The organism is Marinobacter sp., from assembly GCF_040904845.1.
Lineage (GTDB): Bacteria > Pseudomonadota > Gammaproteobacteria > Pseudomonadales > Oleiphilaceae > Marinobacter.
This window is the reverse complement of the sequence record NZ_JBBDSR010000074.1, coordinates 1-24,405: the sequence shown is the minus strand read 5'-3', so window position 1 is coordinate 24,405 and position 24,405 is coordinate 1. Positions and strand designations below refer to the sequence as shown.

At 58.9% G+C, this 24,405-nt stretch carries 25 protein-coding genes, 1 tRNA gene and 1 pseudogene; 15 read left to right on the top strand and 12 right to left on the bottom strand.

Annotation, left to right across the window (positions count from 1 at the left end; translation table 11 throughout):
- From WD429_RS10035 to WD429_RS10005, 7 genes are all read left to right on the top strand, one after another.
- The coding region (locus tag WD429_RS10035) for an MFS transporter (RefSeq protein WP_368422035.1) at nt 1–1,024 on the top strand (1,024 nt) is incomplete at its 5' end.
- A 149-nt stretch (nt 1,025–1,173) separates the two neighbouring features.
- Nucleotides 1,174–1,599, top strand: a complete 426-nt coding sequence (locus tag WD429_RS10030; protein ID WP_368422034.1) for a MarR family transcriptional regulator — start codon at nt 1,174–1,176, stop codon at nt 1,597–1,599.
- A 24-nt stretch (nt 1,600–1,623) separates the two neighbouring features.
- Nucleotides 1,624–3,015: an MDR family MFS transporter gene (locus WD429_RS10025; RefSeq protein WP_368422037.1), complete on the top strand. Its 1,392-nt coding sequence runs from the start codon at nt 1,624–1,626 to the stop codon at nt 3,013–3,015.
- Between the two features lie 229 nt (nt 3,016–3,244).
- Nucleotides 3,245–3,814 carry a TMEM165/GDT1 family protein gene (locus WD429_RS10020; RefSeq protein WP_368422033.1) on the top strand — a complete coding sequence of 190 codons (570 nt, stop codon included), beginning with the start codon at nt 3,245–3,247 and terminating at the stop codon, nt 3,812–3,814.
- A gap of 37 nt (nt 3,815–3,851) precedes the next feature.
- Nucleotides 3,852–4,901: a L,D-transpeptidase family protein gene (locus WD429_RS10015; protein ID WP_368422032.1), complete on the top strand. Its 1,050-nt coding sequence runs from the start codon at nt 3,852–3,854 to the stop codon at nt 4,899–4,901.
- A gap of 246 nt (nt 4,902–5,147) precedes the next feature.
- Entirely contained in the window at nt 5,148–6,626 is a 1,479-nt protein-coding gene (locus WD429_RS10010; RefSeq protein WP_368422036.1) for a nodulation protein NfeD, read from the top strand.
- A gap of 45 nt (nt 6,627–6,671) precedes the next feature.
- A complete protein-coding gene (locus WD429_RS10005; protein ID WP_368422031.1) occupies nt 6,672–7,523 on the top strand; it encodes a slipin family protein in 852 nt (283 codons plus the stop codon).
- 62 nt (nt 7,524–7,585) lie between these two features.
- On the opposite strand, the gene WD429_RS10000 is transcribed toward WD429_RS10005, so the two are convergent.
- The 3 genes from WD429_RS10000 to WD429_RS09990 form a co-directional block, all read right to left on the bottom strand.
- Complete coding sequence (locus WD429_RS10000; protein WP_368422030.1) at nt 7,586–7,867, bottom strand: Lpp/OprI family alanine-zipper lipoprotein; 282 nt, start codon at nt 7,865–7,867, stop codon at nt 7,586–7,588.
- Nucleotides 7,868–8,077: 210 nt separating this feature from the next.
- Nucleotides 8,078–8,641: a murein L,D-transpeptidase family protein gene (locus WD429_RS09995; RefSeq protein ID WP_368422029.1), complete on the bottom strand. Its 564-nt coding sequence runs from the start codon at nt 8,639–8,641 to the stop codon at nt 8,078–8,080.
- A gap of 79 nt (nt 8,642–8,720) precedes the next feature.
- On the bottom strand, nt 8,721–10,433 hold the full coding sequence (locus WD429_RS09990) for a potassium/proton antiporter (protein ID WP_368422028.1): 1,713 nt from the start codon (nt 10,431–10,433) through the stop codon (nt 8,721–8,723).
- A 126-nt stretch (nt 10,434–10,559) separates the two neighbouring features.
- On the opposite strand from WD429_RS09990, the gene WD429_RS09985 reads away from it, so the two are divergent.
- Nucleotides 10,560–10,633: transfer RNA gene (locus WD429_RS09985), tRNA-Gly, on the top strand.
- A gap of 19 nt (nt 10,634–10,652) precedes the next feature.
- On the opposite strand, the gene WD429_RS09980 is transcribed toward WD429_RS09985, so the two are convergent.
- The 4 genes from WD429_RS09980 to WD429_RS09965 form a co-directional block, all read right to left on the bottom strand.
- Nucleotides 10,653–11,963 (bottom strand): NAD(P)/FAD-dependent oxidoreductase, encoded by a 1,311-nt coding sequence (locus WD429_RS09980; protein WP_368422027.1) that lies wholly within the window; start codon nt 11,961–11,963, stop codon nt 10,653–10,655.
- A 173-nt stretch (nt 11,964–12,136) separates the two neighbouring features.
- Complete coding sequence (locus WD429_RS09975; RefSeq protein ID WP_368422026.1) at nt 12,137–12,742, bottom strand: TetR/AcrR family transcriptional regulator; 606 nt, start codon at nt 12,740–12,742, stop codon at nt 12,137–12,139.
- Nucleotides 12,743–12,993: 251 nt separating this feature from the next.
- Complete coding sequence (locus tag WD429_RS09970; RefSeq protein WP_368422025.1) at nt 12,994–13,734, bottom strand: spermidine synthase; 741 nt, start codon at nt 13,732–13,734, stop codon at nt 12,994–12,996.
- 5 nt (nt 13,735–13,739) lie between these two features.
- On the bottom strand, nt 13,740–14,069 hold the full coding sequence (locus WD429_RS09965; RefSeq protein WP_368422024.1) for an ankyrin repeat domain-containing protein: 330 nt from the start codon (nt 14,067–14,069) through the stop codon (nt 13,740–13,742).
- 115 nt (nt 14,070–14,184) lie between these two features.
- Between WD429_RS09965 and WD429_RS09960 the strand changes: the two genes are divergently transcribed.
- From WD429_RS09960 to WD429_RS09940, 5 genes and pseudogenes are all read left to right on the top strand, one after another.
- On the top strand, nt 14,185–14,811 hold the full coding sequence (locus tag WD429_RS09960) for a YbhB/YbcL family Raf kinase inhibitor-like protein (protein ID WP_368422023.1): 627 nt from the start codon (nt 14,185–14,187) through the stop codon (nt 14,809–14,811).
- 91 nt (nt 14,812–14,902) lie between these two features.
- Nucleotides 14,903–15,121, top strand: a pseudogene (locus tag WD429_RS09955) (hypothetical protein); the annotation flags it as partial.
- Nucleotides 15,122–15,157: 36 nt separating this feature from the next.
- Nucleotides 15,158–15,325, top strand: coding sequence for a formate dehydrogenase accessory sulfurtransferase FdhD (locus WD429_RS09950; RefSeq protein WP_368422022.1), 168 nt, complete (start codon nt 15,158–15,160; stop codon nt 15,323–15,325).
- The gene (locus WD429_RS09945) at nt 15,322–15,543 is read left to right on the top strand and encodes a formate dehydrogenase subunit delta (RefSeq protein WP_368422021.1); all 222 of its coding nucleotides are present in this window, start codon (nt 15,322–15,324) and stop codon (nt 15,541–15,543) included. The genes WD429_RS09950 and WD429_RS09945 overlap by 4 nt, the downstream gene beginning before the upstream one ends.
- A gap of 115 nt (nt 15,544–15,658) precedes the next feature.
- The gene (locus WD429_RS09940; RefSeq protein ID WP_368422020.1) at nt 15,659–16,357 is read left to right on the top strand and encodes an SDR family NAD(P)-dependent oxidoreductase; all 699 of its coding nucleotides are present in this window, start codon (nt 15,659–15,661) and stop codon (nt 16,355–16,357) included.
- Between the two features lie 26 nt (nt 16,358–16,383).
- On the opposite strand, the gene WD429_RS09935 is transcribed toward WD429_RS09940, so the two are convergent.
- The 5 genes from WD429_RS09935 to WD429_RS09915 all read right to left on the bottom strand — a co-directional run bounded on the left by WD429_RS09935 (nt 16,384) and on the right by WD429_RS09915 (nt 20,756).
- Entirely contained in the window at nt 16,384–17,130 is a 747-nt protein-coding gene (locus WD429_RS09935; protein ID WP_368422019.1) for an amino acid ABC transporter ATP-binding protein, read from the bottom strand.
- The gene (locus WD429_RS09930; RefSeq protein ID WP_368422018.1) at nt 17,127–17,801 is read right to left on the bottom strand and encodes an amino acid ABC transporter permease; all 675 of its coding nucleotides are present in this window, start codon (nt 17,799–17,801) and stop codon (nt 17,127–17,129) included. The genes WD429_RS09935 and WD429_RS09930 overlap by 4 nt, the downstream gene beginning before the upstream one ends.
- 13 nt (nt 17,802–17,814) lie before the next feature.
- On the bottom strand, nt 17,815–18,570 hold the full coding sequence (locus WD429_RS09925) for an amino acid ABC transporter substrate-binding protein (protein ID WP_368422017.1): 756 nt from the start codon (nt 18,568–18,570) through the stop codon (nt 17,815–17,817).
- A 42-nt stretch (nt 18,571–18,612) separates the two neighbouring features.
- Nucleotides 18,613–19,788, bottom strand: coding sequence for an ADP-ribosylglycohydrolase family protein (locus WD429_RS09920; protein ID WP_368422016.1), 1,176 nt, complete (start codon nt 19,786–19,788; stop codon nt 18,613–18,615).
- 212 nt (nt 19,789–20,000) lie between these two features.
- Nucleotides 20,001–20,756: a YiiX/YebB-like N1pC/P60 family cysteine hydrolase gene (locus WD429_RS09915; RefSeq protein WP_368422015.1), complete on the bottom strand. Its 756-nt coding sequence runs from the start codon at nt 20,754–20,756 to the stop codon at nt 20,001–20,003.
- A 384-nt stretch (nt 20,757–21,140) separates the two neighbouring features.
- On the opposite strand from WD429_RS09915, the gene WD429_RS09910 reads away from it, so the two are divergent.
- Together WD429_RS09910 and WD429_RS09905 are read left to right on the top strand one after the other, a co-directional pair.
- Nucleotides 21,141–23,351, top strand: a complete 2,211-nt coding sequence (locus WD429_RS09910; RefSeq protein ID WP_368422014.1) for an FAD-dependent oxidoreductase — start codon at nt 21,141–21,143, stop codon at nt 23,349–23,351.
- Nucleotides 23,317–24,288 carry a radical SAM protein gene (locus WD429_RS09905; protein WP_368422013.1) on the top strand — a complete coding sequence of 324 codons (972 nt, stop codon included), beginning with the start codon at nt 23,317–23,319 and terminating at the stop codon, nt 24,286–24,288. The genes WD429_RS09910 and WD429_RS09905 overlap by 35 nt, the downstream gene beginning before the upstream one ends.
- The last annotated feature ends 117 nt before the right edge of the window (nt 24,289–24,405 follow it).

Genomic DNA, 24,405 nt, shown 5'->3' with positions numbered 1-24,405 from the left:
ATCAATGATCTTCTGGGCGTGTTTGCGAATGTTGTCGGGGTTCAGCATCGCCGGCGTGTTGGTGGTAATCGAAAGCTGGTTCAGCAGCCGCGCTACCAACGCTAACCGGGGAGCTCTGTTTGCGGTCTATCAGATCGTTTTCTACCTCTCCGCTGCGGGCGGGCAGCTGGTGGTGAACGTGGGCGATCCCGCCAATTTCATGCCCTTCTCCATGGCGGCAATGCTGTTGGTGCTGGCGCTGATTCCACTGTCACTGACCCGTATGGAGGCCCCGGTTATTGAGCAGGCGGAGCGAATGTCGTTCTTCAAGCTGGCCCGGGAATCGTTCAGTGCTGTCGCAGGCGCGCTGATCTGTGGTGTGCTGATTGGCTCGTTTTACGCTTTGGGGCCGGTATACGCCACCATGATCGGCCTGGATGTGGCCCGCACGTCCACCTTCATGGCCAGCGCCATTGTCGCGGCGATGTTGGTGGCCTGGCCGCTGGGGCGTCTTTGCGACCGCTTTGACCGGCGTCGGGTGATGTTCTGGATCGCCCTGGTGGCGGCGGCATCCGCCTTCTCGGTAGGGATCATGACGGCCGGGTTGAGCGCCGGGAACTGGTGGTTGCTGACCCTTCTGGTGGGCGTGTTTACCGGGCTTTCTGCCGCCGTCTATCCAGTGGCTGTGGCGATCACCAATGACCGCATGGACAGTAACCGGATTGTTGCTGCGAGCGCGACACTGCTGCTGAGCTATGGCATTGGCAGCGTCATTGGCCCGATCGTGATGGCCGAGCTGGTCAGCCAGCTGGGGCCGCGCGGACTGTTTCTGGGTAACGCCGGCGTGCTGCTGATTCTGGCCGTGATCACCAGCTATCGCATCAGCCATACCGACGATGTGGCGGTCGCCGACCAGGAACATTTCGTACCGGCCATGCCGGAATCCTCCGCGGTGCTGACGGAGATGGACCCCCGCAACGAATCGTTCCACGAATCCCCTGAAGTGGTGGAGATGAAGGACGAGCAGCTGCGACAGGCGGGATAATTCCGCACACCTCAATAATGGCGGGCCTTTGGGGCTCGCCTCTCGGTTTTCCCTGATTTTGCTTTGGTATCCAAATTTGTTTTTATCTCAATGGTTAGCTTACTATTGTTAACTTTATGAGTTTATTAGCCCCTACCGGAGTCCCGACCATGAGAGATCAGTTTCCTTTTGCTGTTGCCCGGGTGACCCGCCGCTGGCGCAAACTGCTGGATGAGCGCCTGAAGGATCTGGGCGTGACCCAGGCACGCTGGACCACCATGGTCTATCTGCAACAGGGCGGTGAGGGTCTGACCCAGCGCGAGCTCGCCAGCCTGATGGCGATTGAGAACCCCACGCTGGTGCGGCTGCTGGACAGCCTCGAACAGCAGAACCTGATTGAACGTCGCCTCTGCCCGAATGACCGCCGTGCCCGTCGCCTGCACCTGACCGATAACGGTCGCGCCTTTATGGACGATCTTGCCGAACGGGCGGCAAAACTGCGGGAGGAAATGCTGGATGGCATTGCCGACGACGACATCGAAAGCGCCATCAAGATTTTCCACAAGATCTTGGAGAATGCGGAAAAGCAGAGGTAATACCGGGAGCGAGGAGGCTTTGCCCTGAGCAATAACACGGTTGAGGGTCTGCGGGCCCGTTACGGGGAACGCTGGCGTTGGCTGGCGGTTTTCACGGTCATGCTGGGCACCATGGCGACGGTGCTGAGTGCGACCGTGGTCAATGTGGCCCTGCACGACATCATGCTCGAGTTCGGTATCCGCCAGGGCCAGGTGCACTGGCTGGCGACCGGGTTCATCGCTGCGATGACCACCACCATGCTGGCATCGAGCTGGCTGCTTGATCATTTTGGTGTGCGTAAAACACTGGCGGTGGCCATGGCGCTGTTTTCCATCATTTCTGTGGCGGGCGGTTTTGCCTCGTCTCCGGAGCAGCTCATTGCCGCGCGCATCGGCCAGGGTGCCATGGCCGGCCTGATGCAGCCCATGGGGATGTATCTGGTATTTCGGGTTTTCCCCAGAGAGCGTCGCGGGCAGGCGATGGGTATTTACGGCATGGGGGTTATTCTCGCCCCGGCACTGGGACCGGTGCTCGGCGGTTTTCTGGTGGATCAACTGGATTGGCGCTACGTTATGTTTGCGCCCGCCCCGGTGACCCTGATTGGCGTGGCGATGGCGTGGCGCTTTTTGCCGGTGCCGGTGGCGCGCCCCGCGCCCTACCGGTTTGATCTGCCTGGACTGATTCTGCTCGGGCTGACCATCGGGCTGGCGCTGGATGCGCTGAACCGGTTGCAGCGCATTTCGGGCCAGGAAACGTTGATTGCGCTGGAAGCCCTGTCCGCAGCCGCCGCGTTGGGTCTCTTTATCATTCGTGAACGGCGAACCCCTCATCCGCTGGTGAATATACGTTTGCTGCGGAACCCGTCGTTTCTGTTCGCCAATCTCGGTGCGATGGCCCTCGGGCTGGCCCTGTTCGGCTCCACGTATCTGGTGCCGCTGTTTGTGCAGACCGCGCTGGGCTTCTCAGCCACCGAGGCGGGGTTGCTGATGTTGCCGGCGGGTCTCGTCCTGGGCCTGACCTTTCCGCTTGCCGGTCGGTTGGCAGACCGGAAAAGCGCGCGCTCACTGGTGGTGTTCGGGATCATCGTCTTTGCCACCTCGGCCATGCTGTTTGCGGTGTCGGATCTTGAACTGGCCTTTGGCTGGCTGGCGTTGTGGACAGTGATTGGCCGGATCGGCATCGGCTTCATGCTCCCGGCCCTGTCGACCGGGGCGCTGAACCCCCTGAAACCGGAAGAACTGGGTGCCGGCTCCAGCACCATCAACTTTACCCGGCAGCTGGGAGGCGCGTTCGGGGTAAACCTGGTGGCGCTGACGATTGAGTTCGGCGAGCACAGTGGCGGCGTGCCGACCATCAGTGCGTTCCACGCGGCCTGGTGGCTGGTGGCACTGTTCGTCGCCGTGGCGGCCATTCCGGTCTGGAAAATGCGGGTGTAGTTGCCTCATCAGCGGTTATCCACTAACATTCGCGGTCTCTTCAGGGGAGTAGCCTCCACGCCGGACATTCGATGCCCGGGCGGATGGTAGTCAACATACTTGGGGCTCAATCCCCATGGCTATCATGCTTCACCGACCCATCGGTGAAACTGGCAAGACCTGAGGCAGTGCACCTCCAAGGGCGGAAGGTGAGCTGTCTCATGTCTGACTTTCCGCCCCGGACTTTTCCATGGATGCTTTTCTCGCTTCAACCGTTGCCGTGGCCATTGCCGAAATTGGTGACAAGACCCAACTGTTGTCACTGTTTCTGGTGGCCCGCTATGCTCAGCGGCTCCCCATTATTCTGGGCATCTTCGTTGCCACCCTTCTTAACCACGCGCTGTCGGCGCTGCTTGGGGCGTGGGTGGCAGAGTGGATACCGGAGCAATGGCTGCCGTGGATGCTGGCCGTCAGCTTTGTCGCCATTGCATTGTGGTTACTGATTCCCGACAAAGACGATAGCGATGATTCGCGGTTTCTGGGTATGGGTGCGTTCATGGCCACCACGGTCATGTTCTTCGTGGCGGAAATCGGTGACAAGACCCAGATCGCAACGGTCGTGCTGGCGGCGCGTTATACCGAGACGTTCTGGGTTATCATGGGTACAACCGTTGGGATGCTGCTCGCTAACATACCGGTTATCATGGCGGGGAAATGGCTGATGGACCGCTTGCCGTTGGCATCGGCACGCATTGGTGCCAGTATTCTGTTCGTGATGCTGGCAATCGCAACTGTATGGACGGCACTGGTTTCAAGCTGAGCGCCGATCAACCGAATCTGTTGAGTGGAAACAAGCTATGTGGTGTAAACGACTCCTGGTGCTCGCCATCCTTGGCCTGGTGTTGTCCGGGGGTGCCGCCTATGGGGCCGAGCAGGACACGACCCGGGAAATCGAGCCCGCCGCCGAACCTGACCGTGAGCCGCGGGTACCGACCTTCGCCATCAATGAAGACGTGGCCGGCCGGCTGACGGTATTGACCACCCGCTATGAAGACACCTTCGCGGCGATCGGCAACGACCTGAGCCTGGGCTATCTGGAGTTGGTCAAGGCCAATCCGGGGGTGGACCCCTGGCTGCCGGGTGAAGGTACCCGCATTACCCTGCCGCGTCGGTACGTGCTGCCGGATGTTGAACGCAAGGGTATCGTGATCAACCTGGCGGAGTATCGCCTGTACTATTTCACCGATCAGGGCGTGCAGGTGTACCCGGTGGGTGTGGGCACGGAAGATAACCCCTCGCCACTGACCGATGCCCAAGTCACCATGCCACTGGAGTCGCCAGCCTGGTATCCGCCGGCCAGCATCCGTGCCGAATATGCAGCCTCGGGTGACTACCTGCCGCGAATGATTCCCCCTGGCCCCGGTAACCCGCTGGGTACGCATGCCCTGATGCTGAGCGAAAAGGGCTACCTGATCCACGGCACGAATAAACAGTTCGGTGTGGGCATGCAGGTCAGCCACGGCTGTTTCCGCATGTACAACGAAGACATTTCACGTTTTGTCTACCAGGTCAGCAAGGGCACGCCGGTTCGGGTTATCAAGGAGCCGGTCAAGATCGGCCTGTCTGGCAATGAGGTCTGGCTGGAAGTTCACCGTCCCCATGAAGAGTACCGCAAGCAGGACCGCGAGCAGCTATGGCAGCAGGTCAGTGAGACGGTGGCTGCCTTTGTACAACGTCGGCCCGAGGTGGAAATTAAGCGCAGGGCCATCGAATTGGCCGTCGACCAGGCCGATGGTTTGCCCACCATGGTGGGTGAGCGTGTGCGCCGAGTGGCGGCAGATGATTCCGGCGGTGGCCAGCCAACCCGCGATGACGAAGATGGCGAGCGCCAGCAACTCTGGTTCTGACCGTGCCCGCCTGAACCTGCAACCATAGCATCCGCCATTGGCCCGGGCCGCACCGAGTAACGGGGTTCTGGGTTGCGTTGTTGAAACAAAAGCCGCCAATCCGGGTCACAACTCTGTATCCGGGCTATATTCGTATTGAGATTAATGGGAAAGTGGGGGGTAAGCTGTTTATTGTCGGCGCTCGCTGAGCGGTGTCGATACTGGCGCGAATCTTCTGATCCATCGCTTTGATCCGGGGGAGGAATGATGAAAGCGAATCATCCCGAGAGATCATCCCTTTCCAGAGTGCCGGCAGGGCCGCTGTCTGTGTTTTTGCTTGGGGTCGTGCTGGCCCTGATTTCCCTGGCCCATTCGGTTTATGCTCAGCAGGAAGATAACGGCACCGCGCTGATATTGACCGTCGAGGGGGCCATAGGCCCGGCCACCATGGACTACCTGGTGCGAGGCCTTCAGCGAGCGGATGCAGAGGGTGCCGCTCTGGTTGTCATTGAGATGGACACCCCCGGCGGGCTGATGGAGTCCATGCGCGGGATCATCAAGGAAATTCTTGCCTCGCCGGTGCCTGTTGCCACCTACGTCTGGCCCGAGGGTGCCCGTGCCGCCAGCGCGGGTACCTACATACTTTACGCCAGTCACATTGCCGCCATGGCACCGGCGACCAACCTTGGTTCCGCCACGCCCGTGCAGATGGGCGGTGTTCCGGGGATGGACGAGCCGTCGGAAGAGCCTGCAGAGGGCGGTGAAGAGGGTGGTGAGGAAAGCAGTGAGGAAACCGGTAAGGATGAACAGGCCAGTGAGCAGGCGGATAAAAAACGCCGGGGCGGAACCGCGATGGAGCGCAAGGTTCTGGAAGATGCGGTCAGTTACATCCGCGGGCTGGCTGAACGCCATGGTCGCAATGCTGACTGGGCTGAAGAAGCAGTGCGTGAGGCGGTGAACCTCGGGGCCACGGAAGCCCGGGACATCAAGGTGATCGATGTGGTCGCCAGCAACCTTCCCGATCTGCTGACACAGCTCGACGGCCGCACGGTGCAAATGGCCGCTGGCGAGCGCACCCTGCAAACTGCTGGCCTCGAACTGGTCAGAGCCGCACCTGACTGGCGCACCCGCCTGCTGTCGGTAATCACCGACCCGAACGTTGCCTACTTCCTGATGATCATCGGTTTCTACGGCCTGATCTTTGAGTTGTCCAACCCTGGCGCGATTTTCCCGGGCGTGATCGGTGCGATCTGCCTGGTTCTCGCGCTGTTTGCGTTTCAGGTGTTGTCGGTGAATTACGCGGGGCTGGCGCTGATGCTGCTTGGCCTGGCGTTCATTGTCGGGGAGGCCTTTATGCCCAGTTTCGGAATTCTGGGCATAGGGGGCATCGTGGCGTTCGTTACTGGCTCGGTTATTCTGATGGATGGCAGCCATCGGGACATTTCCCTGCCCATGGTCGGTGGCACCGCCGCCGTAGCCGCTGGCTTCACGCTCTGGACAGTGACGCGCTTTATCGGCCTGCGCAAACGGCCGCCGGTCAGTGGGCCGGAACAGGTCACCCAGGAGCAAGCCGTTGCCCTGGATGATTTTCTGCCGTTTGAACAAGGCTTCCGTGGCCACGTTCGTCTGAGTGGCGAACGCTGGAAAGCCCAGAGCACCACGGAGGTAAAGGCTGGCAACCAGGTACATGTTCAACGCCTGGATGGCCTGACAGTCATGGTGGAGCCCGGATCGTCGCCCAGGTAATCAAAGCACGATCGCTCCACAGGTAAACCCAGTGAAGGAGACGGTATGAACATAGGCGACCTGCTTCCCTACTTGGCACCCACCGTGGTGTTGCTGCTGATCCTCGGGTCAGCGATCAAGATCCTGCCGGAATACGAGCGCGGCGTAGTGTTTTTCCTTGGCCGGTTTCAGGGCGTCAAAGGCCCGGGCCTGATCATCGTGATCCCCGTTATTCAGCAAATCGTTCGGGTGGATCTACGGGTGATCACGCTTGATGTGCCGAGCCAGGATGTGATTTCCAAAGACAACGTGACGGTACGGGTCAATGCCGTGCTTTATTTTCGGGTGATTGACCCGGAGCGCGCGATTATTCGCGTGGAGGATTTCGGAGTGGCCACCAGTCAGTTGGCGCAGACCACGTTGAGGTCGGTACTGGGCAAACACGATCTCGACGAGATGCTGTCAGAACGGGACAAGCTCAACAGTGATATTCAGGAAATCATCGATGCTCAGACCGAGGAATGGGGCATCAAGGTGGCCAATGTCGAGATCAAACACGTCGACCTGAATGAGTCGATGATCCGCGCCATCGCGCGTCAGGCGGAAGCCGAGCGGGAGCGTCGGGCAAAAGTCATACATGCCGAGGGTGAGCTGCAGGCGTCGAAAAAACTGGTGGAGGCTGCGGATGTGATGTCAGCCAACTCAGGGGCGATGCAGCTGCGTTACCTGCAAACGCTGGCGGATATGAGCAACAATAACTCATCCACCATTGTGTTCCCGCTGCCGATGGACATGCTCAAAATGTTTATGGAAAAACAGAAGCAAGGCCTGAAGGGGCCGGATACTCCCAATAATCCCGATGTCCCTCATAACCCTCATAACCCCGATAACCCCCAGAAACCCGGGACAACCGAGTGATCCTTATCGTGCGGGCACAAAAAAGGCCGGAATGATCCGGCCTTTTTTGCAACGTATCAGCCTTACTTCTGGCTGGCACGCTCGAGCATGCGCTTGGCGCGCTCGTTCGCTTCGTCAGCGGACTTCTGGGCAGCTTTGGCAGCAGCCAGAGCTTCGTCTGCAGTCTGCTGGGCAGAGCGAGCAGAGCTGGAAGCGCTGTTAGCGGTGTTCAGTGCATTTTCAGCTGTTTGCTCGGCAGAAGTCGCGTTTGCATTGGCTTCTTCGATTGCTGCGTCATCAGTAGTGGCACAACCCGCGGTCAGTGCGGCGGCCATTGCAAACCCTGCGATCGTCAATTTACGCATATCTTTTCCCCATTATTGGTCATTGTATTTCCTGTGATCCAGAAGTCTGGATGACTTCCTGTCAACCCAGGCCCGATAGGCTTTGACTACCGGAGTCGTCAAACAGTGTAAAACACTCTACGGGAAAATGTTAACTAAGGATACGTAAAAGTTTTTAGGTTATGACAACAACTTAATAAATAAAAAGGCAAAGAAGTGTCAGGCCGTGTATTACGGAAGGATTCGGATCGGGGTGCCATTGTGCACCAGCGTCCAGATTTCATCCATCTGATCGTTGGTGACGGCGATGCAGCCGTTGGTCCAGTCCAGGCCGATGTACGCAAAGGCGAGGTCACCGGCCTCGTTGGGCAGGCCGTGGATCATGATGCTGCCTCCCGGGTCGAGGCCCCAGGCACTTGCCAGTTCGCGATCCTGAACGTTCGGGTAGGAGATGTGGATCGACTTGTAAAAGTCACTGTCGGCATTTCGCCAGTCCAGCTCGTAATCGCCTTCGGGGGTGCGCTGATCACCCTCATAGAGCTTGTGGCCTTCCGGGTTTTCACCGAGGGAGATACGATAGCTCTTGACCACCTGGTCATCATCCATCAGGTACAGCCGCCGTTCGCTCTTACGCACCAGAACCTTGTTAATGCCAGCGGGCAATCCCGCCGCTGGCTGACTGGCGGGCATCTCGGTCTCTGCACGGGCAAGCAGCTCGGTTGCGGAGGCACCGTGAAGGGGTGCCAGCAGGCAGGCTGCAAAGATGAACAGAATGAGAGAGTTCCGGACCTTCATGGAATAAGCTTACCAATTATTAATGCGTGTCTGGCACAGTTTATAGCACAGCCGGGCCCCGAAATGTGAGTGAGTTTTGTTAACCGTCCATTTTGAGGCCAACCTTGGTCACGCGATCACTGTCGGTGGCGCGGGCCACTAAGGTGACCGGACCGAGGACCACTTTATCGCCTACCACAGGATGCCCCTTGGTCCGGCGTGCGAAGCACTCAGCCAGGGACAGTTCCGGTGGCAGCTCATCGAATTCGATACCGTACACCTGTTCGACATCCCCCAACAACGCGTCGCCATTGAGGACAAAGTCGCCGAAGAACGCACGTTCTGCTAGGTGTTTGGGTGCCTGTCGGCCACTCAGCGCCTTGCCCAGCTCTGACAGAGCTGCGGGTGTAGCAAACATGGCGATGACATCGCCGGTGGAGACTTCCATGTCCGGGCTGGGTTGGTGGCAGATTCGTTTGCGAAACACGCCGGCAATGGCGGTGTTGCCGGGCAGCTTGAGTTGGCTCAATGGTCGCGGTGTGGCCCAGTTTTGTCCCCGCAACGGAAACAGCATCAATTCATGATCGCCGGTGGCCGGAACATCGAGTGGCAGGCGGCGGTATGGGTCTTCGCCCGCTGGCACTTCCAGGCCCAGTTTTCGTGCCAGAGGTGCCAGGGTGGTCCCTTGTATGATCAGCGACACCAACACGATGAAGAAGGCGGCGTGAAAAATCAGTTGGGCGTCTGGCAGATCGGCAATGATCGGGAACAGAGCGAGCACGATGGGTACAGCACCCCGCAAGCCAACCCAGCTGATAAATCCCAGTTCACGACGGTTGAAGCCGAAAGGCCAAAGGGTGATCAGTACGGCGAGAGGTCGGATCAGGAAAATCAATGCGAACGCCAGAACCAGGCCGGCCCCGGCCAGTTGCCATAAATCGCTGGGCGTCACCAGCAGGCCGAGGATCAGGAACAGACAGATCTGAGACAGCCAGGCCAGACCATCGTGCATTTGCAGGATCATGGGCATCATCCGCAACGGTCGGTTGCCGATCACGACACCGGCGAGATAGATGGCGAGAAAGCCGCTGCCGCCGAGGGCGTTGGTGCCTGAAAACACCGCAATGCCGCCGGCGGCGACCAGCAATGGGTATAGCGAGGGGGTGAGTCGTATACGGTTGGCCAGCTCCACCACCAGATACCCGCCAATCAGCCCTGCCGCCGCGCCTATGCCAAATTGCTCGATCAGCATAACCAGTGCGGTCCAGCCTGCGCTCTGGCCATCGCTGGCTATCATGGTAACCAGCATCAGGGTGAGGAAAATCGCCATCGGGTCGTTACTGCCGGACTCGATCTCAAGAGTGGCGCTGACCCGCTCGTTAAGGTGCAGGCCGCGGCCCTGCAGTAATGAAAACACGGCGGCGGCGTCGGTGGAGGATATGATCGCGCCTATGAGCAAGGCGGTGAGCCAGTTCAGATCGAACACCCACCAGGCCACCAGACCCGCCCCGATGGCGGTCAGGAAAACACCTCCGGTGGCCAGTACCAATGCGGGCCTCAGCCCTACACGGAACGTTTCAGCGCGGGTGCGCATGCCGCCGTCCAGCAGGATCACCCCGAGCGCCAGGTTGGCAATGGCAAACGCCAGCTCGAAGTTGTCAAAGTCGATGCCGCCGGGGCCGTCCTCGCCCATGATCATGCCCACGATCAGGAAAATCAGCAGCACAGGCATGCCCACGCGGCTGGAAAGCGGGCTCAGTACAATGCTGATCACCAGCATCAATGCGCCAATCAGGGTGAACGTGGGGTCCATCGGGTCTCCATTCGTTAGTGCAACAGCCTATCAGGACTGTGGGGCCGCAGGTGTCCGCATTTCCGGCACTGGGGGTTGCCGGCCGGTGGCAACTCCGCTTATATTGCGGAGCGAGACAGACGTTGTGCGGGTGTAGTTCAATGGTAGAACGGCAGCTTCCCAAGCTGCATACGTGGGTTCGATTCCCATCACCCGCTCCATTCGCGGTCTTTGCCCGGATTAGTGTAGCTTCAGGCGTGGTTGCATCGCACGGCTGATTTTGTCCATCAGCCAGATAACGCCGGTGCGCAGGAAGCCATGCAGGGCGACTTGGTGCATGCGATAAAGTGACACATAGAACAGCCTCGCTACCCGCCCCTCAATGTACATGCCTCGCCCTGACAGATTTCCCATCAGATTGCCGACCGTGGTGTAACGGCTGAAGTTAATCAGCGAACCGTGATCGTTGTAGACAAACGGCACGGGGTTCTTGCCTTCCAGACGATTGCACAGGGTTTTGAACAGGGCGTCTGCCTGCTGGTGAGCGGCCTGCGCGCGGGGTGGAACGTTTGTGTCGGTGTCTGGTTGTGGGCAGGCCGCGCAGTCGCCGAATGCGAAGATGTCGGTGTCTTCGGTGGTCTGCAGGGTTTGCTTGACCAGCAGCTGATTGCCGCGGTTCACCTCCAGCCCATCCAGTTCCGCCAGGAAGGCGGGGGCCTTGATGCCGGCGGCCCAGATGGTCATACCCGAGGGCAGCTCGGTGCCGTCTTTCATGACCACGATGCCAGGCCGCACCTCACTGACGGGCTGACCGGTACGCACGTCGATGTGTTGATGGGTCAGTTCCCGGGTGGCTGCGGCGGATAGCCGGCCCGGCAGGGCGGGCAGGATGCGGTCAGCGGCTTCGATCACGGTGATGGACACGTCCGAGGCCTGCAGGTGGTTCATGCCATATACCGGCAATTCCCGCGAGGCAAGGCGGAGTTCTGCCGCCAGTTCCACCCCGGTGGCACCGGCACCGATGATGCTGATGTTCAGGTTGCCCTTGGCTCCCTGCAGGGCTTCGTGGTTTTTGCGCAGAAAGGCATTCAGCATCAGGTTATGAAAGCGCCGTGCCTGTTTGAGGCTGTCCAGAAACAGGCAGTGGTCCTGGGCCCCAGGGGTGCCAAAATCGTTGGCGGTGCTGCCGATGGCGATCACCAGGGTGTCATACCCGATACGGCGTTCCGGCACCACTTCCTGACCCTCCTCGTCGTGAAACGGTGCGATGGTCAGCTTTTTATCGGCGCGGTTCAGCCCGCTCATGCGGCCAAGCTGGAATTCGTAGTGGTGCTTGCGAGCATGGGCGCGGTAGTTGATCTCGTTGGCGCTGGCGTCGAGAGAGCCGGCCGCCACTTCGTGGAGCAGCGGTTTCCAGACATGTGTCAGGCCGGCATCGACCAGTGTAATACGCGCCTTTTGCTTGCGACCGAGTTTGTTGCCCAGGCTGGTCACCAGTTCAAGCCCGCCGGCACCGCCGCCGACTACCACGATGTGATGAAGGTTATCCATAACAATCATACCTTTAAGTGAAGAGAGCCAAGCGCTCTGGGGGAAAGCGCTTGGCTGTCCTCACTCGGATGTGTGCAACGACAGATGTTGATGCCAAGAAGACAATAGTAACGTTGGCAGGGCGATGGAGACAATTCCAAAGGTCTGCCATCGCCGCTAACGGACATGAACAATCAGTGGTGAATGCGGTAGCCATCAAGAATGGCCGCCATGTCATCACCAAGGTGTTGCATGGTCTGGGGGGTAAGGTGGCGTTCACCCATGGCGCGCAGGCCCATGATCTGTGCCTGGAACAGTCGCGCCAGTCTTTCACAGTCAACGGTTGGTGCCAGCTCTCCACGGCTCCTGGCCTGGTTCAGAAGGTCTGTCAATGAGTGTTCGATGGCTGCAAGTATGCTGTTGGCCTGCTCTGCCAGCATGGTATGGGTGTTGCTGGCCTCCAACAGTGTTTTGACGATCATGCACGCCTGTGACGGTGACTGCGATTCGGGGGTGCAGCTGCCAGCGATGTGTCGCAGGTAACTCTGGAGGCCGTCGATAACAGAGTCGTATTGTGCAAGGTGTGCCGCCATTTCACGGCCCCCCTGCTCTGCGTAGCTGGCCAGCGCTTCGGTAAACAACCCATCCTTGTTGCCGAAGGTGGCGTAAATACTGCCTGGCCGCATGTCGAGTGCCTGTTCGATCTGCTTCATTGAACTGCCGTGGTAGCCCTTTGCCCAGAACAGTCCAACGGCTTTATCAAGAGCGGTTTTGCGATCATAGCGTGCTTGTCTGGCCATACAACGATCCACCATGCCTTATTGTTGAATAACTGATCAATTATATATTGAATGATCGATCAATAATAGATGGCCTGATACGGAAGCTGAACACACGATCAATCACGGAGATAGTGATGACAGACTTTCCTGCACGATATCGACTCTGTACCGAAGAAATCCAAACCGCTGCTGGAAAATTCCCTCAAAGGGTTCGGCATGATTCCCGGCCTGCACGCGGTTTTGCCCGTATACGCCTCCCAGTGAGAGTCTTAGCAACGTGAGACTTTCGTCATCAGTCTGCACCAGCCGATGGGCAGTCGCTTTTCCATCTCAGCCAGGAGCGGATTTTTGGAGTGAACGGACTCAAAGTGGGTTTTACTGGCGTATATGACAGTGTTGTTGCTCTTGCTCCGGAACATCAACAACACCGCAAAGTGTTGCTTGAGCTGACGAAAATAAGGCCCCTCAGGGTCCGGTGTCCGGTGGTAGTTCAGCACCAGCCAGCCTTGGTCCGTCAGTGCCCGGCTGCATTGATCCACAAACTGGCGCTGGGCCTGCGCCGGGCTCATGCGGTCGGCGTTGTAGAGGTCCGCCAGGATCATGTCGGTGCTGGCCTGCGGCAGGTTCTCCAGAGCGTTGCGGGCATCAGCGATTGTCACCGCCAGCCGCTCGCTGTCCGGCAGCGCGAAAAACTCACGGGCGATATCCACCACGGCCTGTCGCAGTTCCACGGCGTGTATCCGGCACTCCGGGTACAAGTGGTGCAAGGCGCTGGCCATCACGCCACCGCCCAGACCCAGAATGGTGACATGATGAGGGTGGGCAAAAACCGCTGGTAACAGCATCGCGCGGTTGTATTCATGAACCGGAAGGTGCGGATAGTGCCGGTCGATCTTGCTCTGCTCGAACACCGAGTTGAACGTCAGCACCCGGTGTTTGCGGTAATCAATCACCAGAATGCTGCCGAGGGCATCCCGGGTTTGATGAACGATGTCGCCTTTACCGAACATCCGGGTTACTGATTCGATGCACTGAACAGATCCCTGACGCTGTCTGTTTTCGCCAGCGCGCGGGCGGTGTCGCCCTGATGGTTCCTGGCATCGGGGTCAGCACCTTTTTCCAGCAGCAACCGGACTGCCTCGACATGCCCGTTGCGGCTGGCCAGCATTAACAGTGTCTCGCCTTCGCTGGTGCGCAGGTTCACCGGTATGCCTGCGTCCAGTAGCGGCCGGAGCAGCTCTGTCCCGCCGTTGCGGGCCAGGTCGAACATCCCCTGGGCAAAGGCAACGGCGTTCTCATCCTTCTGGCTGGCGGGCTGTTGCGGCTGGCCGGGTTTATGGTTCATGGGCACCCCGTGGTCAGGTTGGTGGATTGTGTGCTACAACCCTATTATCACAGAACGGGTTCATTGCAGACACAGCCAAAGGGCCAGAAGCCAACAATTAACAGGAGATAACCCCGTGAAACTTGAGGTTCGAGGCATCGAGGAAGGTCAGCCGATTGCGGAGAAATTTGCATTTGGGGTTTACAGCGAGCAAGACCACATGAGTTTCGGGCCGAACCGTAATCCCGAAGTGGTCTGGAGCGACGTCCCCGAGGCGACCAAAAGCTTTGTGGTGATGGTGTTCGACCCGGACGTGCCCAGCGTGGCGGATGACGTGAACCAGGAGGGTAAAACCGTGTCCAAGGACATACCGCGGGTGGACTTCTTTCACTGGTTGCTGGTGGACGTGCCCGCTGACCTTAGCCGCATTCCAGAGGGCGAAGACAGTGATGGTGTTATTCCCAAGGGCAAGGACTACGGGCCCGGCCCCATCGGTATCCGGGGCGTGAATAATTACACCCAGTTTCTGGCTGGCAACCCGGACATGGCCGGCACCTATGCTGGCTATGACGGCCCCTGCCCACCGTGGAACGATGAAATTATCCATCACTACCACTTTGAAGTGCATGCGCTGGATGTCGACAGCCTGGGTCTGGAAGGTGAATTTGACGGCGCGGCTGTTCGTGAAGCCATGGCGGGCCATGTCCTGGCCAGTGGTCGGGTGACTGGCACCTACACGCTGAACCCGGCACTTCGCCAATAGTTCCACCCGAAAAAAATGGATGCGCCCTATGCCTGAGACGGAACTGCAAAACCAGAAATCAGCGGCGGGGCGCACTGTTGCCAGCGAGGACTGTTCGTTCAAGGCCGAAATGAAAAGCGACCAGCTGGTGCGCATGGTTCCGTACAAGGGCGGCGACGCCAACCACGGCCATTCCTGTGTGAAAGGCCGCTTCGCCTTTCGCTATGCCACCCACAAGGACCGCATCAAGGAGCCGATGATCCGGGATTCCATCAACGATCCCTGGCAAGTGGTGTCCTGGGAGGAAGCCGTTGAATTCTCCGCGCAGAAGCTGATCCGCGCCGCATCGACCTGCTGAAAACGCCCCATGGAGGCCGTCACCGGCGTAGCGGCCGCACTGGTGGCGGTGTCAGCACCGACAGCGCTGGCTATCCGCCAGGCCCGGCAGGCCGGAATGACCCTGGTCGGCTTTGCCCGCCCCGGTCGCCACGTGGTGTATTCTGCCGGCGCGGGTTGCACAGGGGGTGGTGCGTGAGTGACCAGCAGTTGCAACACCTTGTGCGCATGATCAACCAGATCAGCGCCACCAACCTGCATCATGGTGACGAAGCAACGGCCGCCGAGGTGGTCGCCGGTCATATGCGTAAATTCTGGGCTCGCAGCATGAAACAAATGATCGTTGAGTACGCGGACACTGACGGGACGGAGCTACTGCCGGTGTCACGACAAGCCGTTGAGCGCCTCAAGAAGTGACATATCGCCGTATGCATTCTAAACAGTAGTCGTCCGGTATGGCACCCTGTCCCTCCACGCTGGATTGAGTCAGCGCCCGCTTGGCTGATCCAGTTCAGCAATTGGGAGAAAACCGATGAGCAAAGTCTGTGTAGTGATGGGTGTTGGCCCGGGCAACGGAGAGGCCTTTGTGCGGCGCTTTAGCAGCGAAGGTTTCGCGGTGGCCATGCTGGCCCGTAGCGAGGACTATCTGAGGCAGCTTGAGCAGTCGGTCGAGGGTGCCCATGCGTTTCCTTGTGACCTTATGGTGCCGGACCAGATTGCTTTAATGCTGGCGGCTATCGAGAGCAAGCTCGGACCCGTTTCGGTCATGTTATATAACGCCGGTGGCGGTATCTTCAAAAGCGTAGAAGAGGCCAGCCTTGAGGACTTCGAGGCCAACTGGCGCATCAATGTCCAGGGCCTGGTGGCTGCCGCCAAGGCGATTTTGCCGCAGCTTCGGCAGCACGACACCGCCAGCCTTATTGTCACCAGCGCCTCAGCGGCAACCCGGGGCCGCGCCAATACAGCGCCTTTCGCTTCGGCCAAGGCGGCGCAACGCAGCCTGGCACAGTCCTTGGCCCGCCAGTTGGGGCCGGAAAAAATCCATGTGGCTAATGTAATGATCGATGGTGTGGTGGATCTGCCCCGTACCCGTGAGTGGCTGGCGGACAAACCGGACGACTTCTTTGTGAAACCGGCGGCCGTGGCCGATGCCGTCTGGAATCTCAGCCAGCAGGATCCGTCCGCCTGGACGTTCGAGCTGGATATCCGCCCGTTCGGGGAGAACTGGTAAGGATCCGGCATTGACCGGGCTCTCGGTTACACCGGGTTAGTCGTCAGGATTTTTTTCAGAAAATCCTTGGTTCGTGGGTCCTGCGGGTTGTGGAAAATCTCGCTTGGCGGGCCCTGTTCCACAATCCGCCCGCCATCTATAAAGATCACCCGGTCCGCCACATCCCGGGCAAAGGACATTTCGTGGGTGACTACCATCATGGTCTGGCGCTCTTTTGCCAGCTGTTTCATCAACCCCAAAACCTCCTCGACCCATTCCGGGTCAAGCGACGAGGTAGGCTCATCAAACAGGATGACCTCGGCCCCCGTTGCCATGGCGCGGCCAATTCCCACCCGCTGCTGCTGGCCACCGGACATGGACGCCGGGTAGGCATCCGCCTTGTCGGCCAGGCCGATCCGGTCCAGTATTTCGCGGGCTTTGCGGTGGGCTTTTTCTTTTGGCCACCGGTCCACCACTAGCCAGCGCTCGGCAATGTTCTCCAGCGCGGTTTTATTGGCGAACAGGGCGTAGTTTTGAAACACAAACGCGGTTCGCCGCCGCATGGCAAGGATGTTCGCGCGGCTGGCGCGGTTCACATCCACCGTCAGATCGCCCACGGTGAGGGTGCCGGCGGTGGGTTGTTCCAGAAAATTGATGCACCGTAACAGGGTGGACTTGCCAGTGCCGGAGGGGCCGATAATGACGACAATTTCCCCTTTCTCAATGTGAAGGTCGATGTTTTCAAGAACGACCGTACTGCCAAAATGCTTGCTCAGGGACTTCAGTTCAATCATCGGCTATAGGCCTTGTTCAGACGGGCTTCAAGGTAATGCTGAAGCTTGGAGAGCAGTTCCACCACGATCCAGTAAATGACCGCTGCGACAATGAAGGCTTCAAAATACAGAAAGCTGCCGGCTGCCTCTTTCTGGGTGGCCCCCATCAGTTCGGTGACACCCAGGGTGAAGGCCAGGGAGGTGGCTTTGATTATGTCGATGAAATAGTTCATCAGCGTGGGCAGCGCCACCCGGGTAGCCTGGGGCAGAACGATCCGGCGCATGAGCTGGCCGTTGGTCATGCCGATGGAGAGCGCGGCCTCGGTCTGGCTGCGGTCAACGCCGATGATGGCCGCGCGGATGGACTCCGCCATATAGGACGAAAAATGCAGGGTCAGGCCCAAAATGGTGGCGGTCACACCGCCGATCACGGTCAGAGAGCTGAACAGCTGGGGCAGGCCATAGTAAAACAGGAACAGTTGAACCAGCAGGGGCGTGCCCCGGAAAAACGAGATGAACACGATGGCAAAGTGGTTGATGACCGGTATGGCCAGCACCCTGACAACGGCAAGCAGGCAGGCCAGGATAAGTGCCAGCACCATACCGATGCCGGCCAGCTCAAGGGTAAGAGGCAGATACCCGAGTAATATGGGTATCAGCCCAAGCATGTAATCAAAGTCGAGGACGGCCATGGTGAATCCCGCCTCAGGGGCGGGTAATGTCCGTGCCGAACCACTTCTCGGAAATGTCTTTCAGGGTGCCCCGGTCACGCAGGGTGGCGAGAGCCTGGTTTACTTCGTCTCGCAATGCACGGCCCTTCTCGGTGTCCTTGAACGGATAGGCATTGGTAATGCTGGAGAAGGTCGGGCCGGCCAGTTTCAGGGGTAACGGCTTTTCCTTGATGATCTGGCTGGCACTGACGCGATCCATCACAAACGCATCTACCCGGCCCAGGGCGGTGTCCCGCTCAAGGTTGCTTTCGTAAGTCTTGATGTCAATCTGGTCGGCGTAGGGCAGTTCCTGCAGCAGGTCCTCGAAATTGGAACCCAGGTTGACCGCCACGGTTTTGCCTTTCAGGTCTTCAACCCCCTGTATTTCATTGTTTCCCTTCTTGACCACGACTTGCGCGCCGTCGTAAACGTAGGGCTCGCTGAAGATGTAGGCCTTTTTACGCTCTTCGGTAATGGTGATCTGGTTGGCCACCGTATCAATGCGGCCCGCCCCGAGCATGCCGAACAGGCCTGAAAAGTTGGCGGTTTCGTACTTGACCTCACGACCCATCTCCTTGGCCAGGGCATTCATGATATCGACATCAAAGCCCTTGAGTTCATCCTGCTCCACAAACGTGAACGGGAAGTACTGGCCGGACATTCCGACCCTCAATGGGTCATCCTGGGCCAGCAAAGGGGTAGTCGTGAACAGGGAAACCATTAATAACGTATTGATCAACAGTGTTTTCATAAAGCCTCCTTCGAAGTGCCTTTTATCTGAAGCATAGTCCCTCTACTGACTTCCAACGAGTGATTCAATATCGGTGAGGATTGCGGGAGCGTTGGTTACCCGGGCCAACCAGCCCAGAGGAATGCCGTGCTCACCGCCAACACCGTGGATTGCCGCCATGGCTGGTCCAATAACCCACGCCCGCCCGCAGGAGTCACCCCCGCACTGTATGTTGGCGCGAACGGCCTCGGTGTAGCTCCCTGCATGGCTGAGGATGTGAAAGATCACGGGCATGGCCTCGTGCAGGTAACAGGTGCGGCCGAAGGTATCGCCTGCGCCCACGGCATTCAGATTGGAGCCGGACCGTGCCTTGTTGAGGTTGTCGGGGTCTGGCGCTTCCGGGGTGGCCCCATCGAAAGCGACGGAGAGAGGGTCACCCCGGAACAGGTGGTCCAGCAGCCGTGCTGCGCACTTTGCCCAGGCTACGGCATCGTCATTGTGGTTGGTCACCCGCACAGCGGCTTCGGTGACTTCCATCAGCTTGTCGCTGCCGCAATAACTGGCAACCAGTGGTGGCAGTTTGGACACGGCGGGCAGCTGCATATCATCGGCACCGCTTTCCAGCAGCAGTTGGCGGTCAATGGCCTCCGCCAAGTGGACCCCTGCTTTTTGTATCTCCGGTTCCTGATAGGTCAGGCTGATGGCACGGGTCACGGGGTCGGCCAACTGCTCACCGCTCAGGCACCGGGTGTAGGGCAGGACCTTCTGTACCAGGATGCGCTTCTGTTTGTCGGTCAGTTCCGCTGTGGTGCTTGCCTGCGCCTGCTCAATCGCCGTCTGTTCGATGGTGTGAAGATTGGCCAGGGTGACCCGGGTGGGATTGTCGATGTAGCCCTGCCACTGACCGCCGGGGCCGAAGAAAGCCCGGAACCGCCGTTGATAATCACGGATATTCAGGGTGCCTTCATTGGCCAGCAGACTGTCGCTGAGTACGCCGGTGGCTGCACCATAGTGGCTAATATCGCCGGCCTGCTTGCCTTCATGGGCAAAGTAGCCGAAGCCACCGGTAAAATACTCGGCTTTCGGAGGCAGGAATTCCGGTGACTGGCCCCCCACCTCAAGAATGCGTTGGCTGTCATACAGCCAGTGCAGCCCAAGGCTGGCCGCATCCGCCACCCAGCCACCGGCCAGGGCGGCGATCATTGCGGGTTTTCTGTCATTGGGCACGATGTCGCTCATTGGAAATCCTCGTTGGTCAGGCTCGGAGTTCGGGATTGAGTCACCAGATTGTCAACACCAACTGTACGCGGTTGCCTGATGCCAGTCACTGGCACAGGAATCCGGGGGAGGAAAGGTTAGCGATTGATTTTGCGGCAAGGCTGTCTTCCCGAGTCTGATGCGGGTGCCGGACGAGTGCCATGTCCCGCAGCATCGCAGCACACCATCTCCGCCTACCGGTCGTCCCAAGGGATGGCCCGATAGTCGAAGTGACCCTCAATCGTGGGTTTAATGATCCGGAAATAGGGCGAGGCATCAAAATCCCTTGGGGTAAACAGCGAGTAATGCCGGGTGTGGAAACGCTCGATCTCGCAGTCATCACAGTCCGGATCGTCGGCGGGAAAAGTATTCACGACGGGGAGGATTGGGTAGCGCAGCTGCTGGAAGCCTTCCGCAATAAATGTGGAACAGATTGCCCGGGTGGGATCGCCGCTCCCGAACGCCAGCAGTCGCTGGCGGTAACGCGTCGGCACCGGTGGTGTGGGCCACAGATAGCGCGCCAGATCAAACACGTTTTTCATGTCGTACTGCTGGCCGAGGCGGCCCAAGGCATAGTCCGTTAGCGTACGAATGTCACTGTCGTCAAGCCCGACCGGGCGGCATATACGGGTGTGAGTGTGCCGGTAAAAAGACAGGGGCAGTGAGCGAATACCTTCTTCAAGATCGGCCTCAATGAGTACATGGGCCTCGCCGTTGTTCGAGTTGCCAAGTCCGGCATGCGGACCCAGATACAGTGCCGCGTGCGACCAGGTCGACTGGGTCAGATACTTGATGGCAACACTGATGCGCGTGCTGCCCTCCACCAATAGAACGTCTCCGGGCTGAAGTGCATTCACCAGGGCTGTCCAGGTCGACGTTCTGGTGGAGTGTCGGGATATTTCTTTGGAGAGATAGGCAGCCAGACGCCGCGACAACCAGTTCAACAGCATGCAATTACCCCGGTCGTGTCTTTGTTACCAGTGATATCACAGACCGACAACCGGGGCGACTATTACGGAGGGGCTTTGCCCTGTTAGGCGGTGACAGGAACGCGTTGCCTCAAATGTGTGAATGGCATCAATCACCGTGACCCAGCAGGCCTGCAATACTGCAAAAAGTTCCGGGGGTTTTGCTCAGCGCTGTGATCAAATGGTTAAAGAAAAGTGAGTCGCAGTTGACACATATGGGCGATTGATTACGTAAAACGTTGAGGAGGATCGGAAGGAACTTTAAATATGATTATCAATCAGTGTGTAACATTTTCGTCAGCCGGGTGTCTCAGCGGCATCATTTGACAAGTGAAATCAACTCGCCCAGGCAACAAGGACTCTTTCATGACAGCAAAAAAATGGATTCTGGTCGCCGTGATCGCGGCGGTGGTCATCGGGTTTATCGCCAGCGGCGGCAATGAACTGTTGACCCTGCAGAATCTCAAGGATAACCAGCAGCAACTGGCCAGCTGGATTGAACAGAATCTGCTGGTCGCCGTGCTCGGCTATGTGGCGATCTATGTGGTGGTTACGGCGCTGTCACTGCCTGGTGCGACGATCATGACGCTTGCGGGTGGTGCGTTTTTCGGCAACCTCTACGGCCTGGCAGCGGTATCGATTGCCTCCACCATCGGCGCGTCCCTGGCGTTTCTTGTCGCGCGTTTCCTGATGCGGGATTCGCTGCGCAAACGCTATGGGGACTCGGTTGCCAAGATGGACCGGGGTATCGAAAAAGACGGTGCCTTTTACCTGGCTACACTTCGTCTGGTGCCGGTTTTTCCGTTCTTCCTGATCAACCTCGCCATGGGCCTGACCGGGATGAAATTGCGGACGTATGCGCTGGTGAGCTGGGCGGCGATGCTGCCGGGCACTTTTGTGTTTGTGAATGCGGGCACGCAACTGGGTCAGGTGCAGTCCACCGGTGACATCGTGTCCGCCGAGCTGCTGTTGTCCTTTGCGTTGCTGGGCCTGTTCCCGCTGATTGCCAAATTCGTGGTTGGGTTTATCCGCCGTCGGCGCGTATACGCCGGCTGGCAGAAGCCGGAATCGTTCGATTACAACCTGCTGGTGATCGGCGGCGGTTCGGCCGGCCTGGTATCGGCGTATATTGCCGCCGCCGTAAAAGCGAAAGTGGCACTGATTGAAAAACACGAACTGGGCGGGGACTGCCTGAACACCGGGTGTGTGCCCTCCAAGGCGCTGATCCGCAGCGCCAAGGCTGCGGATAATCTGCGCCATGCCAATCGTTACGGGCTGGAATCGGTGCCGGTGAAAGGCTCGTTCAAAAACATCATGAACCGGGTGCACGAGGTGATTGCTAAAATTGCGCCCCACGATTCGCCAGAGCGTTACCGGAAACTGGGTGTGGATTGCATCTTTGGTGAGGCGAGCTTCGTATCTCCCTGGGAGTTGGAGATAACCCACAACGACGGGCGAACCGAGCGACTGACCGCGCGCAGCATTGTTGTGGCTACCGGCGGTAAGCCGGCAATGCCGCCCATTCCGGGGCTGGCGGACATGCAGCCGCTGAATTCGGACAACCTGTGGCAGTTGCAGGAGCAGCCGGAACGGCTGCTGGTACTGGGCGGTGGCCCTGTCGGTTCCGAACTGACTCATGCCTTTGCCCGTTTGGGCAGCAAGGTGATTCAGGTGGAAATGGGCGACCGCCTGTTGGCAAAAGAAGACCCTGACGTGTCTGAGCTGATTAAAACGCAGTTTGAAAGCGATGGCATTGATCTCAGGCTGGGCCACGCCGCGAAAGAGTTCGCGCTTGAGGACGGTGAAAAGGTGGTTTATTGCGAACACCAGGGCGAACGCGTGCGGATTCCCTTTGATCAGGTGCTGGTGGCCGTGGGCCGCGCCGCCAACACCGAAGGTTTGGGGCTGGGTAACATCGGCGTTGAGACCTTGCCCAATGGCACGGTGCCGGTGGACGAAGACATGAGCCTGCGATTTCCCAACGTGTTTGCCTGTGGCGATGTGGCCGGGCCCTACCAGTTCACTCACGCTGCTGCCCATCAGGCCTGGTACGCCGCAGTGAACGGCCTGTTCGGCCAGTTCAAGCGCTTTAAGGTGGATTACCGGGTGATGCCCTGGGTGACCTTCACCTCGCCGGAAGTGGCCCGGGTGGGCCTGAGCGAAACAGAAGCGAAGGCGCAGGGCGTTGCCTACGAAGTTACCCGCTACGGCCTGGACGATCTTGATCGCGCCATTGCCGAAAGCGAGGACTACGGCTTTATCAAGGTGCTGACCCCACCGGGCAAGGACAAGATCCTCGGCGCGGTGGTGGTCGGCTCTCACGCTGGGGAAATCCTGTCCGAATTCACCCTTGCGATGAAACACGGCCTGGGCCTGAACAAGATACTGGGCACGATTCACCCCTACCCGACCTGGAACGAATCGGCCAAATTTGCCGCCGGCGAGTGGAAGCGCGCCCACGCTCCCCAAGGCGTACTGAAATTGTTGGAAAAGCTGCACGGCTGGCGTCGTGGCAACAACCCCAAAACCTCAAGGAGCCCGTATGCCCCTGACCGAAACCCGACCGGCCCGCAGTAAGCGCATCCCGGCGGTGGAAGTTCTCGAACCCAGGGCGTTCGATAGCTGGACCCACACCCGTGATGGCGAACCCCGCGGCTACATTGACGCGGATAAGCTCAAGGAGCTGTGGATTCACACTGGCACCGCGTGCAATCTGGCCTGCCCGTTCTGCCTGGAGGGCTCGCACCCTGGCGACGGGCGTATTCCGGGCATGAAGCTCAGTGATGTGAAGCCGTTTATTCACGAAGCCATCGACATGGGCGTGGAGCAGTTGTCTTTCACCGGCGGTGAGCCGTTCGTGATCCGCGATTTCGTCAACATCCTGGATTACGCCAGCCAGCACCGTCCCTGCTTCGTGCTCACCAACGCCACTGAGCCGTTATTGAAACGCCGACATCAGGTGCTGCCGTTGCTGGACAACCCCTACCCGATCCATTTCCGCGTCAGCCTGGACTTCCCCGACCGCGCCCGCCACGACAAGGATCGCGGCGAGGGCAGTTTCGATCAGGCGTTGGAAGGCATCCACTGGCTGATCGAACAGGGTTTCAAAGTGTCTATCGCACGCCAGACAGATCCGGAAGAAATCCCAGCGAACGTGGAAGCGGCATTTCGCGAGATTTTCCGCGACTGGCAGATTCCCGAGACCCTGGCGTTCACCGCCTTCCCGGACCTGGGCACACCGGGCTCGGAAGATGGCAGCCCGGAGATCACCGAGACCTGCATGGAGAAGTACCCGACCCAGGAAGCGCGGTCCCACTTCATGTGCACGTATACCCGCATGTTGGTGAAAAAGGGCGACCAGGTTCGTGTCTATGCCTGCACGCTGGTGGACGACGATCCCGAGTACGACTTGGGCGGTACCCTGGCCGAGAGCATGGACGAGCGCATTATGTTGCGGCATCACCGGTGCTTTTCCTGTTATCGGTTTGGGGCCAGTTGTTCGGCACCTGGCTGATCCGGGTTTCGGGTCTGTAGTTTGCGAGTTTCGAGTTTCGAGTTGCGGCCTTTGGGGGTGGGGAGACCTTCCAAAACGAGAATCGTTGCTTCTCTGATTGTTTTGGAAGGTCTCCCC

What these genes read in the sequence shown, in the direction of transcription:
- WD429_RS09940 (WP_368422020.1), top strand. Translation starts at nt 15,659, where the DNA reads ATGAGCAAAGTCTGTGTAGTGATGGGTGTTGGCCCGGGCAACGGAGAG.
- WD429_RS09915 (WP_368422015.1), bottom strand. Translation starts at nt 20,756, where the DNA reads ATGCTGTTGAACTGGTTGTCGCGGCGTCTGGCTGCCTATCTCTCCAAA.
- WD429_RS10030 (WP_368422034.1), top strand. Translation starts at nt 1,174, where the DNA reads ATGAGAGATCAGTTTCCTTTTGCTGTTGCCCGGGTGACCCGCCGCTGG.
- WD429_RS09970 (WP_368422025.1), bottom strand. Translation starts at nt 13,734, where the DNA reads ATGTTCGGTAAAGGCGACATCGTTCATCAAACCCGGGATGCCCTCGGC.
- WD429_RS09965 (WP_368422024.1), bottom strand. Translation starts at nt 14,069, where the DNA reads ATGAACCATAAACCCGGCCAGCCGCAACAGCCCGCCAGCCAGAAGGAT.
- WD429_RS10000 (WP_368422030.1), bottom strand. Translation starts at nt 7,867, where the DNA reads ATGCGTAAATTGACGATCGCAGGGTTTGCAATGGCCGCCGCACTGACC.
- WD429_RS09990 (WP_368422028.1), bottom strand. Translation starts at nt 10,433, where the DNA reads ATGGACCCCACGTTCACCCTGATTGGCGCATTGATGCTGGTGATCAGC.
- WD429_RS09910 (WP_368422014.1), top strand. Translation starts at nt 21,141, where the DNA reads ATGACAGCAAAAAAATGGATTCTGGTCGCCGTGATCGCGGCGGTGGTC.
- WD429_RS09975 (WP_368422026.1), bottom strand. Translation starts at nt 12,742, where the DNA reads ATGGCCAGACAAGCACGCTATGATCGCAAAACCGCTCTTGATAAAGCC.
- WD429_RS09995 (WP_368422029.1), bottom strand. Translation starts at nt 8,641, where the DNA reads ATGAAGGTCCGGAACTCTCTCATTCTGTTCATCTTTGCAGCCTGCCTG.
- WD429_RS09925 (WP_368422017.1), bottom strand. Translation starts at nt 18,570, where the DNA reads ATGAAAACACTGTTGATCAATACGTTATTAATGGTTTCCCTGTTCACG.
- WD429_RS10005 (WP_368422031.1), top strand. Translation starts at nt 6,672, where the DNA reads ATGAACATAGGCGACCTGCTTCCCTACTTGGCACCCACCGTGGTGTTG.
- WD429_RS10010 (WP_368422036.1), top strand. Translation starts at nt 5,148, where the DNA reads ATGAAAGCGAATCATCCCGAGAGATCATCCCTTTCCAGAGTGCCGGCA.
- WD429_RS10015 (WP_368422032.1), top strand. Translation starts at nt 3,852, where the DNA reads ATGTGGTGTAAACGACTCCTGGTGCTCGCCATCCTTGGCCTGGTGTTG.
- WD429_RS10020 (WP_368422033.1), top strand. Translation starts at nt 3,245, where the DNA reads ATGGATGCTTTTCTCGCTTCAACCGTTGCCGTGGCCATTGCCGAAATT.
- WD429_RS09905 (WP_368422013.1), top strand. Translation starts at nt 23,317, where the DNA reads ATGCCCCTGACCGAAACCCGACCGGCCCGCAGTAAGCGCATCCCGGCG.
- WD429_RS09930 (WP_368422018.1), bottom strand. Translation starts at nt 17,801, where the DNA reads ATGGCCGTCCTCGACTTTGATTACATGCTTGGGCTGATACCCATATTA.
- WD429_RS09950 (WP_368422022.1), top strand. Translation starts at nt 15,158, where the DNA reads ATGGAGGCCGTCACCGGCGTAGCGGCCGCACTGGTGGCGGTGTCAGCA.
- WD429_RS09980 (WP_368422027.1), bottom strand. Translation starts at nt 11,963, where the DNA reads ATGGATAACCTTCATCACATCGTGGTAGTCGGCGGCGGTGCCGGCGGG.
- WD429_RS09935 (WP_368422019.1), bottom strand. Translation starts at nt 17,130, where the DNA reads ATGATTGAACTGAAGTCCCTGAGCAAGCATTTTGGCAGTACGGTCGTT.
- WD429_RS09920 (WP_368422016.1), bottom strand. Translation starts at nt 19,788, where the DNA reads ATGAGCGACATCGTGCCCAATGACAGAAAACCCGCAATGATCGCCGCC.